The sequence below is a fragment of the Kitasatospora sp. NPDC127116 genome (assembly GCF_042677365.1).
GTDB classification, from domain to species: Bacteria; Actinomycetota; Actinomycetes; order Streptomycetales; family Streptomycetaceae; genus Kitasatospora; species Kitasatospora lactacystinica.
On sequence record NZ_JBHXTL010000068.1, the window covers coordinates 1 to 14,648 of the forward strand.

The 14,648-nt window shown below is 71.2% G+C and carries 15 protein-coding genes; 11 read left to right on the plus strand and 4 right to left on the minus strand.

Annotated features, from left to right (window positions below):
* Nucleotides 1-127 precede the first annotated feature (127 nt).
* Nucleotides 128-1,099, minus strand: coding sequence for a heme A synthase (locus ACFVHV_RS25365; protein WP_380353692.1), 972 nt, complete (start codon nucleotides 1,097-1,099; stop codon nucleotides 128-130).
* Nucleotides 1,100-1,344: 245 nt separating this feature from the next.
* On the opposite strand from ACFVHV_RS25365, the gene ACFVHV_RS25370 reads away from it, so the two are divergent.
* Entirely contained in the window at nucleotides 1,345-2,655 is a 1,311-nt protein-coding gene (locus ACFVHV_RS25370; protein WP_380353695.1) for a choice-of-anchor A family protein, read from the plus strand.
* A 372-nt stretch (nucleotides 2,656-3,027) separates the two neighbouring features.
* On the plus strand, nucleotides 3,028-3,705 hold the full coding sequence (locus ACFVHV_RS25375) for an LAETG motif-containing sortase-dependent surface protein (protein ID WP_359905283.1): 678 nt from the start codon (nucleotides 3,028-3,030) through the stop codon (nucleotides 3,703-3,705).
* Nucleotides 3,706-3,779: 74 nt separating this feature from the next.
* Here ACFVHV_RS25375 and ACFVHV_RS25380 read toward each other — a convergent pair whose 3' ends face one another.
* Entirely contained in the window at nucleotides 3,780-4,556 is a 777-nt protein-coding gene (locus tag ACFVHV_RS25380; RefSeq protein WP_380353698.1) for an ABC transporter permease, read from the minus strand.
* A gap of 20 nt (nucleotides 4,557-4,576) precedes the next feature.
* Complete coding sequence (locus ACFVHV_RS25385) at nucleotides 4,577-5,503, minus strand: ABC transporter ATP-binding protein (RefSeq protein WP_380353700.1); 927 nt, start codon at nucleotides 5,501-5,503, stop codon at nucleotides 4,577-4,579.
* A 163-nt stretch (nucleotides 5,504-5,666) separates the two neighbouring features.
* Here ACFVHV_RS25385 and ACFVHV_RS25390 point away from each other — a divergent pair, with 163 nt between their 5' ends.
* From ACFVHV_RS25390 to ACFVHV_RS25430, 9 genes are all read left to right on the plus strand, one after another.
* On the plus strand, nucleotides 5,667-6,509 hold the full coding sequence (locus tag ACFVHV_RS25390; RefSeq protein WP_359905292.1) for a MarR family transcriptional regulator: 843 nt from the start codon (nucleotides 5,667-5,669) through the stop codon (nucleotides 6,507-6,509).
* Between the two features lie 9 nt (nucleotides 6,510-6,518).
* The gene (gene sufB / locus ACFVHV_RS25395; protein ID WP_359905296.1) at nucleotides 6,519-7,934 is read left to right on the plus strand and encodes a Fe-S cluster assembly protein SufB; all 1,416 of its coding nucleotides are present in this window, start codon (nucleotides 6,519-6,521) and stop codon (nucleotides 7,932-7,934) included.
* Nucleotides 7,935-7,991: 57 nt separating this feature from the next.
* Nucleotides 7,992-9,221: a Fe-S cluster assembly protein SufD gene (gene sufD, locus ACFVHV_RS25400; protein ID WP_359905299.1), complete on the plus strand. Its 1,230-nt coding sequence runs from the start codon at nucleotides 7,992-7,994 to the stop codon at nucleotides 9,219-9,221.
* Nucleotides 9,222-9,226: 5 nt separating this feature from the next.
* On the plus strand, nucleotides 9,227-9,544 hold the full coding sequence (locus ACFVHV_RS25405; protein WP_359905302.1) for a bifunctional 3-phenylpropionate/cinnamic acid dioxygenase ferredoxin subunit: 318 nt from the start codon (nucleotides 9,227-9,229) through the stop codon (nucleotides 9,542-9,544).
* 6 nt (nucleotides 9,545-9,550) lie between these two features.
* Nucleotides 9,551-10,315, plus strand: coding sequence for a Fe-S cluster assembly ATPase SufC (gene sufC / locus ACFVHV_RS25410; RefSeq protein ID WP_359905304.1), 765 nt, complete (start codon nucleotides 9,551-9,553; stop codon nucleotides 10,313-10,315).
* A complete protein-coding gene (locus ACFVHV_RS25415) occupies nucleotides 10,312-11,571 on the plus strand; it encodes a cysteine desulfurase (RefSeq protein WP_359905307.1) in 1,260 nt (419 codons plus the stop codon). The genes sufC and ACFVHV_RS25415 overlap by 4 nt, the downstream gene beginning before the upstream one ends.
* A gap of 19 nt (nucleotides 11,572-11,590) precedes the next feature.
* On the plus strand, nucleotides 11,591-12,043 hold the full coding sequence (sufU, locus tag ACFVHV_RS25420) for a Fe-S cluster assembly sulfur transfer protein SufU (RefSeq protein WP_359905310.1): 453 nt from the start codon (nucleotides 11,591-11,593) through the stop codon (nucleotides 12,041-12,043).
* Between the two features lie 22 nt (nucleotides 12,044-12,065).
* Nucleotides 12,066-12,461, plus strand: a complete 396-nt coding sequence (locus ACFVHV_RS25425; RefSeq protein ID WP_380353706.1) for a metal-sulfur cluster assembly factor — start codon at nucleotides 12,066-12,068, stop codon at nucleotides 12,459-12,461.
* A 125-nt stretch (nucleotides 12,462-12,586) separates the two neighbouring features.
* Nucleotides 12,587-13,243, plus strand: a complete 657-nt coding sequence (locus ACFVHV_RS25430; protein ID WP_380353708.1) for a Uma2 family endonuclease — start codon at nucleotides 12,587-12,589, stop codon at nucleotides 13,241-13,243.
* 64 nt (nucleotides 13,244-13,307) lie between these two features.
* Here the strand turns inward: ACFVHV_RS25430 and ACFVHV_RS25435 are convergent, their stop codons facing one another.
* Nucleotides 13,308-14,642, minus strand: coding sequence for an MFS transporter (locus ACFVHV_RS25435; RefSeq protein WP_359905349.1), 1,335 nt, complete (start codon nucleotides 14,640-14,642; stop codon nucleotides 13,308-13,310).
* Nucleotides 14,643-14,648 lie beyond the last annotated feature (6 nt).

Here is a 14,648-nt window from a genome sequence, read left to right on the forward strand (position 1 = left end):
TTTATTACGGGCGCTTCTTTGTGTATGGTGTTGGCCGCTAACCCGCGCGGGGGCTCACCCCGCCCGGGAATCGGCCCCGCGCGGGCCCCTCCGTGCGGAGGAGCCGGGCCGTCGGTGCTGCCGGGGGTCAGACCGAGGCGGTCTGCGGGGCCCGGGCGGGCAGCTGATCGGCGGCCGCCGCGTCCGCGCGGGTGCGCAGGGCGAGCGGGACGCGCAGCGCGGCGATCCAGGTGAGGGCGGCGAGCAGCATGTGCAGGCCGACCATGAGCTCGGGCGCGTCGGTGAAGTACTGGACGAAGCCGAGCACGCCCTGCAGCAGCAGGACGGCGAGCAGTTCCTTGGCCCGGGCGCGGGCGGGCTGCGGGGCCTTGACGGCGGCGAAGACGAAGATCACCGCGATGGCCAGGCCGACCGAGACGAACGCGAAGTCGGCGTGGAACTGGGCGAGGCGGTCGTAGTCGATCGGGATGCGCGGGACGATCTTGTTGTCCTTGGGCGTGCCGGGGTGGTGGCCGGCGCCGGTCACCAGGGTGCCGGCCGCGACGAGCAGGCCGATCACGGTGACCAGGACGTACGAGAGCTGGTGGATCGGCCGGGCCACCGAGAGGCGGGGCGGGCCGTCGCCCTCCTTGGACCGCTCCCACATCAGCAGCGCGACCCAGACCAGGGCCATCGCGGCGATCATGTGCAGCGCCACGGTGTACGGGTTGAGGCCGGTCAGCACGGTGATGCCGCCGAGCACGGCGTTGCTCATCACCAGCCAGAACTGCGCCCAGCCGAGCCGGGTCATGCTGTGCCGCCAGGGCCGGTGGCAGCGGGCGGCCAGGATGGCCCAGCCGACGGCGGCGCTCAGCACGTAGGTGAGCATCCGGTTGGTGAACTCGACGACGCCGTGGAAGCCCATCTCGGCGGTGGGCGTCAGGCTCTCGTCGGTGCATCGGGGCCAGGTCGTACAGCCGAGGCCGGAGGCGGTGAGCCGGACGGCGCCGCCGGTGACGACGATCACCACGCTCATCACCAGCGCGGCGAACGTGGCGCGGCGGACCATCTCGGCGGATGGCTGCCAGCGCTCGGCGAGCAGGGAGAAGGGGTTAGGCACGGGGTCAATCGTAGGCGGCCTTACAGGCGATCTTGGGGCGGGGCACGGCTGCGCGCGGCCGTGGGCGGCGGAGTCCGGGGCCGGCGACACGCCGGGACGGGACACGCGGACAAAGGGGGTGAATCCCTCAAGATGCGCATTGGTCTTGACCAATTGTGGTTCGGGTGGAGAGAGTGCGCCTCTGGTCCATACCTTTTTTCGGACCTCTCTCCCACCTCCTCCCGCACGTAAGCGGAGACCTGCACATGCGCATATCCACTTCCGCCGCCGCGCTCGCCGTCGGTGGCTCCCTCGCACTGGCCGGCCTCATCGCGCCGGCCGCCCAGGCCGTCGGCGCCGACCAGGAGTGCCGCGGTCTCGGGGTCGCCAACCTCTACGGCGAATTCATCGAGGGCGACGACACCCACACCCCCGACGCCGAGGGCGCGGTCGCGGTCGGCGGCAACGCCGACTTCACCGGCGGCTTCTCGGTCGGCCAGGAGCTCACCGCGGCCCAGGTCGACGCCCTGCCCGGCAAGAACGCCCTGGTCGTGGCCGGCCGGATCACCGGCCACAACACCCAGGTGATGAAGGGCAACGGCGTCTTCGGCTCCAAGGCCGACGGCGCCACCGTCCAGGCCCACCAGGGGGCCGTCGCCCAGGGCTCCTCGCCGATCGACTTCAAGGCCGAGTTCGCCAAGCTGCGCGCCGCCGCGACCTCGCTGGCCGCCGTGCCGCAGACCGCCGGCGCCACCGTCCAGGCCGAGGGCGCCAAGCTGACGTTCACCGGCGGGGACGCGAAGTACAACAGCTTCACCGTCGACGCGGCCAGGCTGCAGGGCGCCAAGGACGTCTTCCTCAAGGTCCCGGCCGGCTCGGTGACGGTGGTCAACGTGACCGGCGGCTCGTACGACATGGCGGCGGCCGGGACCACCGGCTTCCACCTGTGGGACGAGGGCCGGAAGGCCTTCGTGCTGGACGACAAGCTGCAGAGCGCCGCGGGCGGGGCGATCCGCTCCAAGCTGCTCTGGAACTTCCCGACCGCCACCAAGGTGGTCAAGAACAGCCAGGCCGCCTGGGCCGGGACCGTGCTCGCGCCGAACGCCGCCTTCGACCTCGGCAGCGGCGGTCCGGTCAACGGCTCGGTGATCGCCGCCTCGCTGACCGGCAAGGGCGGTGCGGAGACGCACCACTACCCCTTCACCGGCTGCCTGCCGGGCACCGTGCCGACGCCGTCCGGCACGCCGACGGTGCCGCCGACCGTGCCGAGCGGCTCGCCGTCGGCCACGCCGAGCGCCTCGACCTCCCCGAGCGGTTCGGCGAGCCCCTCGGGCGGCCCGTCCGCCCCGGCGACCGGCACGCCCGGCGCGAGCGGTTCGCCCAGCGCGTCGGCCGGTGGCGCGACCACCGCCCCGTCGGCCTCGGGCAGCCCGTCCGCCCAGCCGGACGCGGGCGGCAACCTGGCGCACACCGGCTCCGGCCCGGTGCTGCCGCTGGCGATCGGCGGTGCGGTCGTGCTCGCGGCCGGCGGCGCGATCGTGGTGGCGGCCAGGCGCAAGGCGGCCAGGAAGGCCTGAGCCGGTCGAGCCCGCCCCGGCCGCGGCCCCGGCCGCGGAGGGGCGGAATCGACGGAAAGGCCGGAATGGCCCGCTGTTCGTCGGCTGACTGAATAGGAGCCCTCGGTGATTGAACCCGATCACCGAGGGCTCCGTTCTGTCTTGAAGGTGACGAAGTCCATTCAGGTTTGTCGAATCCGCGTTCCGCGAGGTGACAGCTGTGATGGGCTGGTCATGCACATCGGAAGACGGACGGACAGTCGATATCCGGTCGTACGGCGGGGTGTGGCGGGGTGCGGGACTGCCGGTAGAGTCCCCCGGACAGTCGTAGCGGGCCACCGCGAACCACTCAACACGCCTGCTGCACAAGACCGTTCGGAGGGGAACAAAGTAATGGCACGACAGCAGCGGCACTTCGCGATCGGTGCGACGGCGCTTGCCGGAACGGCTGCGGCCGGTTTTCTCCTGCCCCTGGCGCTGGCCACCAATGCCTCGGCGCACGTGCCGAGTTGGACGGTGACCTGCGACAAGATCGTGATCGATCTGATCAACTACAGCGGCAACGAGACCGTGAAGAACACCGTCAGCCTCACCATCGACGGCGAGAAGGTCCTGGACGGCAAGACCTTCCCGAAGGAGTACCACGGCACCTTCCCGGTGAAGGATCACAACGCCCCGATCAAGGCGAACCTGGTGGTCACCACCACGGAGAACCCGAACGAGAAGGGCTGGAACATCAACGAGACCAAGACCATCGAGCCGTGCCACACGCCGACTCCCACCCCCACGCCCACCCCCACCAAGACGCCGACCCCGACGCCGACGCCGACCGCGACCCCGACCCCCACGCCGTCGACCACGCCCCCGGCCACGCCGACCCCGTCGGCCACGCCCACCCCGAGCAAGACCCCGACGCCGACCCCGACGCCCACCACCAGCGCGCCGGCGCTCGCCCAGACCGGTAGCAGCGACTCGACCCCGATCATCGCGGCGGCCGGCGGCGGCGTGCTGCTGGTCGGCGGCGCGCTCGTCCTGCTCGCCCGCAAGCGCCGCGGCGGCAGCGAGAGCTGACACCCCGGCCCGATGACCACGACGCCCCCCGGCCCAAGGCGGCCGGGGGGCGTCGTGCGTCGGTACCCGCCGACCTACTCCCAGCGGAAGAAGCGGGCGGCCGCGGCCAGGCCGAGCACCGACCAGCCGGCCAGGATGCCGAGGTCGGCCCACGGCACCCCGGCGCCGTTCTGGAGCACCGACCGCAGGCCGTCCGAGAGCGCCGAGATCGGCAGCAGCTCCAGCACCGACCGCACGGCCTCGGGGAACCTGGTCAGCGGCACGATCACCCCGCCGCCGAGCAGCAGCAGGACGAACACCAGGTTGGCGCCGGCCAGGGTGGCCTCGGCCTTCAGGGTGCCGGCCATCAGCAGGCCCAGCCCGGAGAAGGCGGCGGTGCCGAGGACCAGCAGCGCGGCGACGGTCAACGGGTCGCCGTGCGGGGACCAGCCGAGGGCCAGTGCGATCACCGACAGCAGCGCCACCTGCAGCGCCTCCGTCACCAGGACGCAGCCGGTCTTGGCGGTCAGCAGCGCCCAGCGCGGCAGCGGGCTGGCGCCGAGCCGCTTCAGGACGCCGTAGCGGCGCTCGAACCCGGTGGCGATGGCCTGGCCGGTGAAGGCGGTGGACATCACGGCCAGCGCCAGCAGGCCGGGCGCCAGGAAGTCGACCCGCTTGCCGGGGCCCTCGACCGCGACGACGTCCACGGCGGAGAACAGCACCAGCAGCACGGTCGGGATGACAACGGTGAGCAGCAGCTGCTCGCCGTTGCGCAGCAGCATCCTGGTCTCGAACGCGGTCTGGGCGAGCAGCATCCGGCCGACGGGCGCGGGGCCCGGCGCGGGGGAGTAGTCGGTCGTGGCGGCGGTCATGGTTCCCTCGCTCCGTTCGCTCACGAGCGCAGCTCCCGTCCGGTCAGGTCGAGGAAGACGTCCTCCAGGCTGCGGCGCTGGACGGACAGCCGTTCGGGCAGGACGCCGGAGGCCGCGCACCAGCCGGTGACGGTGGCCACCAGCCTCGGGTCGACGGGCGCCTCGACGCGGTAGCTGCCGGGGGCGGTCTCGGTGGCCGTGGCGCCCTCGGGCAGCTCCTTGAGCAGCGGTCCGAGGTCGAGGCCGGGCGGGCCGTCGAAGCGCAGGGAGTCCTCGGCGCCGCCGCGGCACAGCTCCTCGGTGGTGCCGTCGGCGATCACCCGGCCGCGGTCCACGACGGCGACCCGGTCGGCGAGCTGCTCGGCCTCGTCCATGTGGTGGGTGGTGACGACCACGGTGACGCCGTCCCGGCGCAGGTCGCGCACCAGCTCCCAGGTGGCCCGCCGGGCCTGCGGGTCGAGGCCCGCGGTGGGCTCGTCCAGGAAGACCAGCTCGGGGCGGCCGACCACGGCCATCGCCAGGGCGAGCCGCTGCTGCTGGCCGCCGGACAGCCGCCGGTAGGCGGTGCGGCCGCAGGAGCCGAGGCCGAGGCGCTCGACCAGGGCGTCCACGTCCAGCGGGTGGGCGTGCAGCTTGGCGGTGTGCCGCAGCATCTCGACGGCGCGCGCGCCCGCGTACACGCCGCCGGACTGCAGCATGACGCCGATCCGGGGCCGCAGCGCGGCGCTCTGGGTGACCGGGTCGAGGCCGAGGACCCGGACGGTGCCGGCGTCGGGGCGGCGGTAGCCCTCGCAGGTCTCGATGGTGGTGGTCTTGCCGGCGCCGTTGGGGCCGAGGACGGCGGTGATCGCGCCGGCCGGGATGGTGAGGTCGAGGCCGTCCACCGCGAGCTTGTCGCCGTAGCGTTTGACCAGCCCGGCGATCTGGACCGCGGGTTCGGAGTGCATACCGGCGAGTGTAAGAGGGCCTGACGCGCGGGCCGGACGGCGGCTCGATGATCGTTTTCGCAGGTCAGGTAAGGCTAACCTGCGTGACAGATGACACCGGTGAGGCCTGGATCACGGGTTGTCCCGGCGGAAGGAATTACGCAACACTGGTGTTGTGAAAAACATGCGCGAGCACGCCCAGCAGCAGGAGGCCGAGACGGCCTCCTCCTGCGACGTGCCCGTGACGGCGGCCGAGGTGCTGCTGGAGGGCCACCGGGCCACCCGGGACCGGGTCGCCCGGTCGATCCTGGACCACGGCCCCTCCTCCGCCGCCGACCTGGCGAACCGGCTCGGCCTCACCGCCGCCGCCGTCCGCCGCCACCTCGACGGGCTGGTCGCCACCGGCCTGGTCGAGTCCCGCGAACAGCGGGTCTACGGAAGCCGCGGCCGGGGCCGTCCGGCCAAGGTCTTCGCCCTCACCGACGCCGGCCGGGACGCCTTCTACCAGGCGTACGACCAGCTCGCCGCCGACGCGCTGCGCTGGATCGCGGACTCGGTGGGCGGCGGCAAGGCGGGGGAGGAGGCGGTCGCCGCCTTCGCCCGCGCCCGGTTCGGCCAGCAGGCCGAGAAGTACCTGGAGGCCCTGCGCCTGGCCGCCGCCGGGGAACGCACCGAGGCGCTGGCCCAGGCGCTGAGCGCGGACGGGTACGCTGCCACGGTGCGGCGTGTCCCGTCGGCCGCGGCCAAGGCCCCGGCGGGCGCCCAGCTCTGCCAGCACCACTGCCCGGTCGCGCACATCGCCGAGCAGTTCCCGCAGCTCTGCGAGGCGGAGACCGAGGTCTTCTCCCAGCTCCTGGGCACCCATGTGCAACGGCTGGCCACGATCGCCCACGGCGACGGGGTCTGCACCACCTATGTGCCGGCACCCGGTGCCGCATCGTCGCCCGCCCAGCCCCCGGCGGGACGCGGCTCCGATGCAGTGCCGACTGCCGGTACGTCCACCGAAGATTCAGCGTCCGCGCGTTAGGAAGCTCGCATGACTGACACCGTTTCGCACCCCGAGCTCGAAGGCCTCGGCAATTACGAGTACGGCTGGGCCGACCCGGACACCGCCGGTGCCGCGGCCAAGCGCGGGCTCAGCGAGGAGGTCGTCCGCGACATCTCGGCGAAGAAGAACGAGTCCGAGTGGATGCTGAACCTGCGGCTCAAGGGCCTGAAGCTGTTCGGCAAGAAGCCCATGCCGACCTGGGGCTCCGACCTCTCCGGCATCGACTTCGACAACATCAAGTACTTCGTCCGCTCCACCGAGAAGCAGGCCGAGTCCTGGGAGGACCTGCCCGCGGACATCAAGGCCACCTACGACAAGCTCGGCATCCCGGAGGCGGAGAAGCAGCGCCTGGTCGCCGGTGTCGCCGCCCAGTACGAGTCCGAGGTCGTCTACCACCAGATCCGTGAGGACCTGGAGGAGCAGGGTGTCATCTTCCTGGACACCGACACCGCGCTGCGCGAGCACCCGGAGATCTTCAAGGAGTACTTCGGCACCGTGATCCCGGTCGGCGACAACAAGTTCGCCGCGCTGAACACGGCCGTGTGGTCCGGCGGCTCGTTCATCTACGTGCCGAAGGGCGTGCACGTGGACATCCCGCTCCAGGCCTACTTCCGGATCAACACCGAGAACATGGGCCAGTTCGAGCGGACGCTGATCATCGTCGACGAGGACGCCTACGTCCACTACGTCGAGGGCTGCACCGCCCCGATCTACTCCTCCGACTCGCTGCACTCGGCGGTCGTGGAGATCATCGTCAAGAAGGGCGGCCGCTGCCGCTACACGACCATCCAGAACTGGTCGAACAACGTCTACAACCTGGTCACCAAGCGCGCCGTGGCGTACGAGGGCGCGACCATGGAGTGGGTCGACGGCAACATCGGCTCCAAGGTCACCATGAAGTACCCGGCCGTCTACCTGATGGGCGAGCACGCCAAGGGCGAGACCCTGTCGATCGCCTTCGCGGGCGAGGGCCAGCACCAGGACGCCGGCGCCAAGATGGTGCACATGGCGCCGAACACCTCCTCCAACATCGTCTCCAAGTCGGTGGCGCGCGGCGGCGGCCGGACCTCCTACCGCGGCCTGATCGAGATCGGCGAGGGCTCCAAGGGCGCCAAGTCCAACGTGCTGTGCGACGCGCTGCTGGTGGACACCATCTCCCGCTCGGACACCTACCCGTACGTGGACGTCCGCGAGGACGACGTGTCCATGGGCCACGAGGCGACCGTCTCCAAGGTCAGCGAGGACCAGCTCTTCTACCTGATGAGCCGCGGCCTGACCGAGTTCGAGGCGATGGCGATGATCGTCCGAGGCTTCGTCGAGCCGATCGCGCGCGAGCTGCCGATGGAGTACGCGCTGGAGCTCAACAGGCTGATCGAGCTGCAGATGGAGGGCGCGGTCGGCTGACCCCAGGCCGCCGCCGCCGTCCACTCATTTCCGAGGAAGAGAGCACTACGAACAGCCATGGCTGAGCAGAACACCACCGGCTCCACCACCGCCGGGTCGATCGAGGTCGGCACCGCCGGCGCGGGCGCGCAGCTCGCCGGCCCCGGCACCGGCCGCACCGCGGTCCAGCAGCCGATCGACGCGCGCGTCGCGGTCAAGCCGTCCTTCGACGTGAACGACTTCCCGGTGCCCACCGGCCGCGAGGAGGACTGGCGGTTCACCCCGCTGCACCGCCTCGGCGGGCTGCACGACGGCACCGCCGCCTCCGCCCCGCGCGGTGAGGACAAGGTCGAGTTCACGCTGCCGGACGGCGTCACCGCCGAGACCGTCGGCCGGGACGACGCCCGCCTGGGCAAGGCCGGCAAGCCGGTCGACCGGGTCGCCGCGCAGGCGTTCAGCGCCTTCGAGCAGGCGCTGGTGGTCACCGTCCCCAAGGAGTCGGTGCTGGCCGAGCCGGTCAGGATCGACGTGCGCGGCGAGGGCGGCGTCCGCTTCGCCCACGTGGTGATCGACGTCAAGCCGTTCGCCGAGGCCGTCGTGGTGCTGAACCACGAGGGCACCGGCACCCGGGCCGCCAACGTCGAGCTGCTGGTCGGCGAGGGCGCCAAGCTCACCTTCGTCTCCGTGCAGGACTGGGAGCGCGACGCCGTCCACGCCGCCCAGCACAACGCGCTGATCGGCCGGGACGCCTCCTTCAAGTCCGTGGTCGTCACCTTCGGCGGCGACCTGGTCCGCCTGCACCCGCGGGTCACCTACGCGGGCCCCGGCGGCGAGGCCGAGCTGTTCGGCCTCTACTTCGCCGACGCCGGCCAGCACCTGGAGCACCGCCTGGTGATCGACCACGACACGCCGCACTGCCGGTCGAACGTGGCGTACAAGGGCGCGCTCCAGGGCCAGGACGCGCACGCGGTCTGGGTCGGCGACGTGCTGATCCGCGCCGCCGCGGTCGGCACCGACACCTACGAGCTCAACCGGAACCTGGTGCTCACCGACGGCGCCCGGGTCGACTCGATCCCGAACCTGGAGATCGAGACCGGCGAGATCGTCGGCGCCGGCCACGCCTCGGCGACCGGCCGCTTCGACGACGAGCAGCTGTTCTACCTGCAGGCCCGCGGCATCCCGGCCGACGAGGCGCGCCGCCTGGTCGTGCGCGGCTTCTTCGCCGAGCTGCTCCAGCAGATCGGCGTGGCCGAGGTCCAGGACCAGCTCATGGAGAAGATCGACGCCGAGCTGGAATCGGCGGTCTGAACGCGATGACCTTCCTCCGTGCCTGCGCGCTGAGCGACCTCCAGGAGGACGTTCCCAAGCGCGTGGACCTCAACGGCGTGCCGGTCTCCGTCGTCCGCACCGACGAGGGGGTGTTCGCGGTCAACGACACCTGCTCGCACGCGAACGTCTCGCTCTCCGAGGGCGAGGTCGAGGACTGCATGATCGAGTGCTGGCTGCACGGCTCCAGCTTCGACCTGCGCACCGGCAAGCCGTCCGGCCTGCCCGCCACCAAGCCGGTCGCTGTCTACCCCGTAAAGATCGAAGGGGACGATGTGCTCGTCTCCGTCAACCAGGAGTCCTGAGTACACATGGCAACCCTTGAAATCCGCGACCTGCACGTCTCCGTGGACGCCGAGAACGGCCCGCGCGAGATCCTGAAGGGCGTGGACCTGACCGTGAAGCAGGGCGAGACCCACGCCATCATGGGTCCGAACGGCTCCGGCAAGTCCACCCTCGCCTACTCGCTGGCCGGCCACCCCAAGTACACCGTCACCGGCGGCTCGGTGCTGCTGGACGGCGAGGACGTCCTGGAGATGTCCGTCGACGAGCGCGCCAAGGCCGGCGTCTTCCTGGCCATGCAGTACCCGGTCGAGGTCCCCGGCGTCTCGGTCTCCAACTTCCTGCGCACCGCCGCCACCGCCGTCCGCGGCGAGGCCCCCAAGCTGCGGCTGTGGGTGAAGGAGGTCAAGGAGGCGATGGCCGCCCTCCAGATGGACCCGGCCTTCGCCGAGCGCAACGTCAACGAGGGCTTCTCCGGCGGTGAGAAGAAGCGCCACGAGATCCTCCAGCTGGAGCTGCTCAAGCCGAAGATCGCGATCCTCGACGAGACCGACTCCGGCCTGGACGTCGACGCGCTGCGGGTCGTCTCCGAGGGCATCAACCGGGTCCGCTCGACCGGCGAGGTCGGCACCCTGCTGGTGACCCACTACACCCGCATCCTGCGGTACATCAAGCCCGACCACGTCCACGTCTTCGCGGGCGGCCGCATCGTCGAGTCCGGCGGCGCCGAGCTGGCCGACAAGCTGGAGGAAGAGGGCTACGAGTCGTATGTGAAGGGGGGCGCGTCCGAGTGACCCATCCGTTTGCGGGACTGCTCGACACCGACGCGATCCGCAAGGACTTCCCGGTCCTCCAGCGGGTGCTGCACGACGACAAGCCGCTGGTCTACCTGGACAACGCGGCCACCTCGCAGAAGCCGCGCCAGGTGCTGGACGCCCTGAACGCCTACTACGAGCGGCACAACGCCAACGTCCACCGCGGCGTGCACGTGCTCGCCGAGGAGGCCACGGCGCTGTACGAGGGCGCCCGGGACAAGGTCGCGGCCTTCGTCAACGCGCCGAGCCGCAACGAGGTGATCTTCACCAAGAACGCCTCGGAGTCGCTCAACCTCGTCGCCAACATGCTGGCCTGGGCCGACGAGCCCTACCGGGTGGACGCCGACTCCGAGATCGTCATCACGGAGATGGAGCACCACTCCAACATCGTCCCCTGGCAGCTGCTGTCGCAGCGCAGCGGCGCGAAGCTCAAGTGGTTCGGGCTGACCGACGAGGGCCGGCTCGACCTGTCGAACATCGACGAGCTGATCACCGAGAAGACCAAGGTGGTCTCCTTCACCCTGGTCTCCAACCTGCTCGGCACGATCAACCCGGTCGAGACGATCGTCCGCAAGGCCCAGTCGGTCGGCGCGCTGGTCGTCATCGACGCCTCGCAGGCCGCGCCGCACATGGTGCTGGACGTGCAGGCGCTGGAGGCCGACTTCGTCGCCTTCACCGGCCACAAGATGCTGGCCCCGACCGGCATCGGCGTGCTCTGGGGCCGCCAGGAGCTGCTGGAGGACCTCCCGCCGTTCCTCGGCGGCGGCGAGATGATCGAGACCGTCACCATGGGCTCGTCCACCTACGCCCCGGCGCCCCACAAGTTCGAGGCCGGCACCCCGCCGATCGCCCAGGCGGTCGGGCTCGGCGCGGCCATCGACTACCTCCAGGGCATCGGCATGGAGAAGATCGCGGCGCACGAGCACGCGATCACCGAGTACGCCGTCGAGCGGCTGCTGGAGGTCCCCGACCTGCGGATCATCGGCCCGCGCACGGCCGTGGACCGCGGTGCCGCGATCTCCTTCACCCTCGGCGACATCCACCCGCACGACGTGGGCCAGGTGCTGGACGAGCAGGGCATCGCCGTGCGCGTCGGCCACCACTGCGCGCGGCCGGTGTGCCTGCGGTACGGAATTCCGGCGACCACGCGGGCGTCGTTCTATCTGTACTCGACGCCGGGCGAGGTCGACGCGCTGATCGACGGCCTGCACCACGTCCGGAACTTCTTCGGCTGAGGGACGGGGCAGGACGACCATGAAGCTCGACTCGATGTACCAGGACATCATCCTGGACCACTACCGCAACCCGCACGGCAAGGGGCTGCGGGACGGTGACGCCGAGGTGCACCACGTCAACCCGACGTGCGGCGACGAGATCACCCTGCGGGTGAAGCTCGACGGCGCCACCGTCACCGACGTCTCGTACGAGTCGCAGGGCTGTTCGATCAGCCAGGCGAGCGCCTCGGTGCTCAACGACCTGGTGGTCGGCAAGACCGTGGGCGAGGCGCAGGCGGTCCAGGAGGCCTTCCTGGAGCTGATGCAGAGCAAGGGCCAGGGCGAGGGCGACGAGGAGGTGCTGGAGGACGCGGTCGCGTTCGCCGGCGTCTCCAAGTACCCGGCCCGGGTCAAGTGCGCTCTGCTCAGCTGGATGGCCTGGAAGGACGCCACCGCCCAGGCGCTCGCCCACAACCCCGCCGTGAACGACTGACCCCGCAGAGGAGGACAAGACCATGAGTGACGAGAGCACCACCACCACCGGCACCGAGGCCCCCGCTGCGGAGCAGCAGACCGGTCTCATCGTCGGCACCACCGCCGGCACGGTCTCGGTCGAGGACCTGACCGAGGCCCTGATGGACGTCGTCGACCCCGAACTGGGCATCGACGTCGTCAACCTGGGCCTGATCTACGGCATCCACATCGACGAGTCCGACGTGGCCACCATCGACATGACGCTCACCTCGGCGGCCTGCCCGCTGACCGACGTCATCGAGGACCAGGCCAAGACCGCCACCGACGGCCTGGTGCAGGACCTGCGCATCAACTGGGTCTGGATGCCGCCGTGGGGCCCGGACAAGATCACCGACGACGGCCGCGACCAGCTCCGCGCCCTCGGCTTCAACGTCTGAGGACGTTCGCCGATCGTCAACCTGCTGCCGCGCGAACCTCTCCTTCGAGGGAAAGGTTTGTGCGGCAGTGGTATATCTGCGACCGGGCGGCCAGGCTGGAGCCGCGACCGTGGAGGGAGCGACGAATGGCTGTGGAAGCAACCGGGCACTGGACGTTGCCCGACTCGCCGTACGCCATGTGGGTCCGGGGCGAGCTCCAGGGGTATCTGCGGATTCCGGACGACGGCACTCGGGTCGAGGTCATCGGAGGGGAGTTCGTCGTGTCACCGGCGCCGGCAGTTACTCATGCGGTGTTCCTCTCGCACATTGAGCGACGGTTCACGCTGGCCCTGGGTTCGGATCCGGCCTTCCCGTGGAGGGCACTGCAGACGGTCAATCTGGACCTGGTGGAGATCGGTGACGGCTACATCCCGGAGCTCGTCATCGTGGGCACCGAGGTGGAGGAGCGGGCTCTGAACGGAGACGTCTCCCGCCTCCACCCGGACGACATCGGCATGGCGGTCGAGGTGACCTCCCCCTCCAATGCCCGCTACGACCGCCGCCCGATGTTCGGTCGGCAGATCAAGTCCACCAAGTGGAACGGGTACGCCCGGGGCGGAGTGCCCTACTACCTGCTGGTGGACCGCGACCCGCGGCAGTCCGGTGTCACCCTGTTCGGGGAGCCGAACCGGGGCGAGGGAACGTACGAGGTGCTGGGCGAGTGGAAGTTCGGTGAGACCGTCCGGCTGCCGAAGCCCTTTGACGTCGAGATCGACACCGGCAAATGGAAGCCCTGGGAGTAGGGACCGAAACGCCGGCTGCCCGGGACTTCTTCGGAAGTCCCGGGCAGCGGCTTTTCTCTTGGGGTCAGGCCGTGGGCCTGGGTTTGCGGGCGACGGCCATCGCCAGGCCGGTGCAGGCGAGGGCGGCGAGGGCGGCGAAGCCGCTGACGGAGGGGAGGAGGCCGTAGGTCTGGACGAGGGCGCCGAGGGCGATGATGGGGGCGGAGCTGCCGAGGTAGACGATGACCCAGAGGGTGCTCAGCTCGGAGCCGCGGCGTTCCGGGTTCATCGCACCGACGGCGGCGGTGAACAGGGAGCGGAAGGCGACGCCCTGGGAGATTCCGCCGAGGACGCTGCCGATGAAGAGCAGCGCCGGCGTGCCGGTGTACTGGGCGGCGACGACCAGGCCGAGGCCGGCGGCCAGGCCGGCCATGCCGAGGGCGGTCACCACGCGGTCCGAGGTCGGCGGGACGAGCAGCTGGGTGGCGGCCGAGGAGCCGAGCAGGAGGGCCGCCACGATCGCGCCGACCAGCTTGGAGTCGGTGTGCAGCAGCTGGGCGGCGAAGGCCGGGGCCAGGCTGAGGTAGACGCCGAACACCGCGTAGGAGATGAAGCCGGCGGTGGCGGCGAGCAGGAACTCGCGGCGCCCGGTGCGCGGCAGCCGCAGGCGCTGCGGGCGCAGGTGGGCCGGGGTGGTGATGCGGGGCGGGGAGGCCGGCGGGCGGCTGCGGCCGGGCATCCGGGGGTGGAGGAGGGCCAGCGGCACGCAGAGCGCCAGCAGGGCGACGGCGTGCAGCAGGAACGGGGTGAGCAGCGGGTCGGAGCCGCCGGCCAGCAGGGCGCCGACCACCGGGCCGAGCGCGACGCCGCCCGCCGAGCAGGCCAGGGTGATCTTGGCGGCCTGGGTCGGCCGGTCGGGCAGCAGGTCGCCGAGGGCGGCCCCGGCGGCGCCGGTGGACAGGCCGACGGCGATGCCCTGGACGGCTCGGCCGGCGGCGAGCTGCCAGAAGCTGCCGGAGGTGGCGAACACGACGTCGCCGGCGGCGGCCAGTGCGACGGCGGGCAGGATCAGGGCGCGTCGGCCGAGGTGGTCGGACCAGTGGCCGACCACGGCCAGCACCGGGACCAGCGCCAGTACGTAGATCGCGAACAGGACGGTGGTGTCGAGCGCGGTGAGGTGCAGCCGCTGCTGGAGGAGCGAGTAGATCGGCGTCGCGAGGTTGGCGCCGATCAGCATCAGCAGCAGGGCGGCGGCCACCAGGCCGACGCGGACGCCGCGCAGCGCGTTCCAGCGGCTGATCGCGGCGAGCTGGAGCTGGGCGCGCGGCGCGAGCTCCAGGGGAAGCAGGGCCTCCGACAGTCGGCGTCCGTCGAGCTGCGCGGTGCGCAGGCCGGAGCCGGCGGGGGAGAGGTCCGCCATGGCAGG

Coding starts and splice junctions, on each gene's coding strand:
- ACFVHV_RS25370 (WP_380353695.1), top strand. CDS start 1,345: ATGCGCATATCCACTTCCGCCGCCGCGCTCGCCGTCGGTGGCTCCCTC.
- ACFVHV_RS25375 (WP_359905283.1), top strand. CDS start 3,028: ATGGCACGACAGCAGCGGCACTTCGCGATCGGTGCGACGGCGCTTGCC.
- ACFVHV_RS25380 (WP_380353698.1), bottom strand. CDS start 4,556: ATGACCGCCGCCACGACCGACTACTCCCCCGCGCCGGGCCCCGCGCCC.
- ACFVHV_RS25385 (WP_380353700.1), bottom strand. CDS start 5,503: ATGCACTCCGAACCCGCGGTCCAGATCGCCGGGCTGGTCAAACGCTAC.
- ACFVHV_RS25390 (WP_359905292.1), top strand. CDS start 5,667: ATGCGCGAGCACGCCCAGCAGCAGGAGGCCGAGACGGCCTCCTCCTGC.
- sufB (WP_359905296.1), top strand. CDS start 6,519: ATGACTGACACCGTTTCGCACCCCGAGCTCGAAGGCCTCGGCAATTAC.
- sufD (WP_359905299.1), top strand. CDS start 7,992: ATGGCTGAGCAGAACACCACCGGCTCCACCACCGCCGGGTCGATCGAG.
- ACFVHV_RS25405 (WP_359905302.1), top strand. CDS start 9,227: ATGACCTTCCTCCGTGCCTGCGCGCTGAGCGACCTCCAGGAGGACGTT.
- sufC (WP_359905304.1), top strand. CDS start 9,551: ATGGCAACCCTTGAAATCCGCGACCTGCACGTCTCCGTGGACGCCGAG.
- sufU (WP_359905310.1), top strand. CDS start 11,591: ATGAAGCTCGACTCGATGTACCAGGACATCATCCTGGACCACTACCGC.
- ACFVHV_RS25425 (WP_380353706.1), top strand. CDS start 12,066: ATGAGTGACGAGAGCACCACCACCACCGGCACCGAGGCCCCCGCTGCG.
- ACFVHV_RS25430 (WP_380353708.1), top strand. CDS start 12,587: ATGGCTGTGGAAGCAACCGGGCACTGGACGTTGCCCGACTCGCCGTAC.
- ACFVHV_RS25435 (WP_359905349.1), bottom strand. CDS start 14,642: ATGGCGGACCTCTCCCCCGCCGGCTCCGGCCTGCGCACCGCGCAGCTC.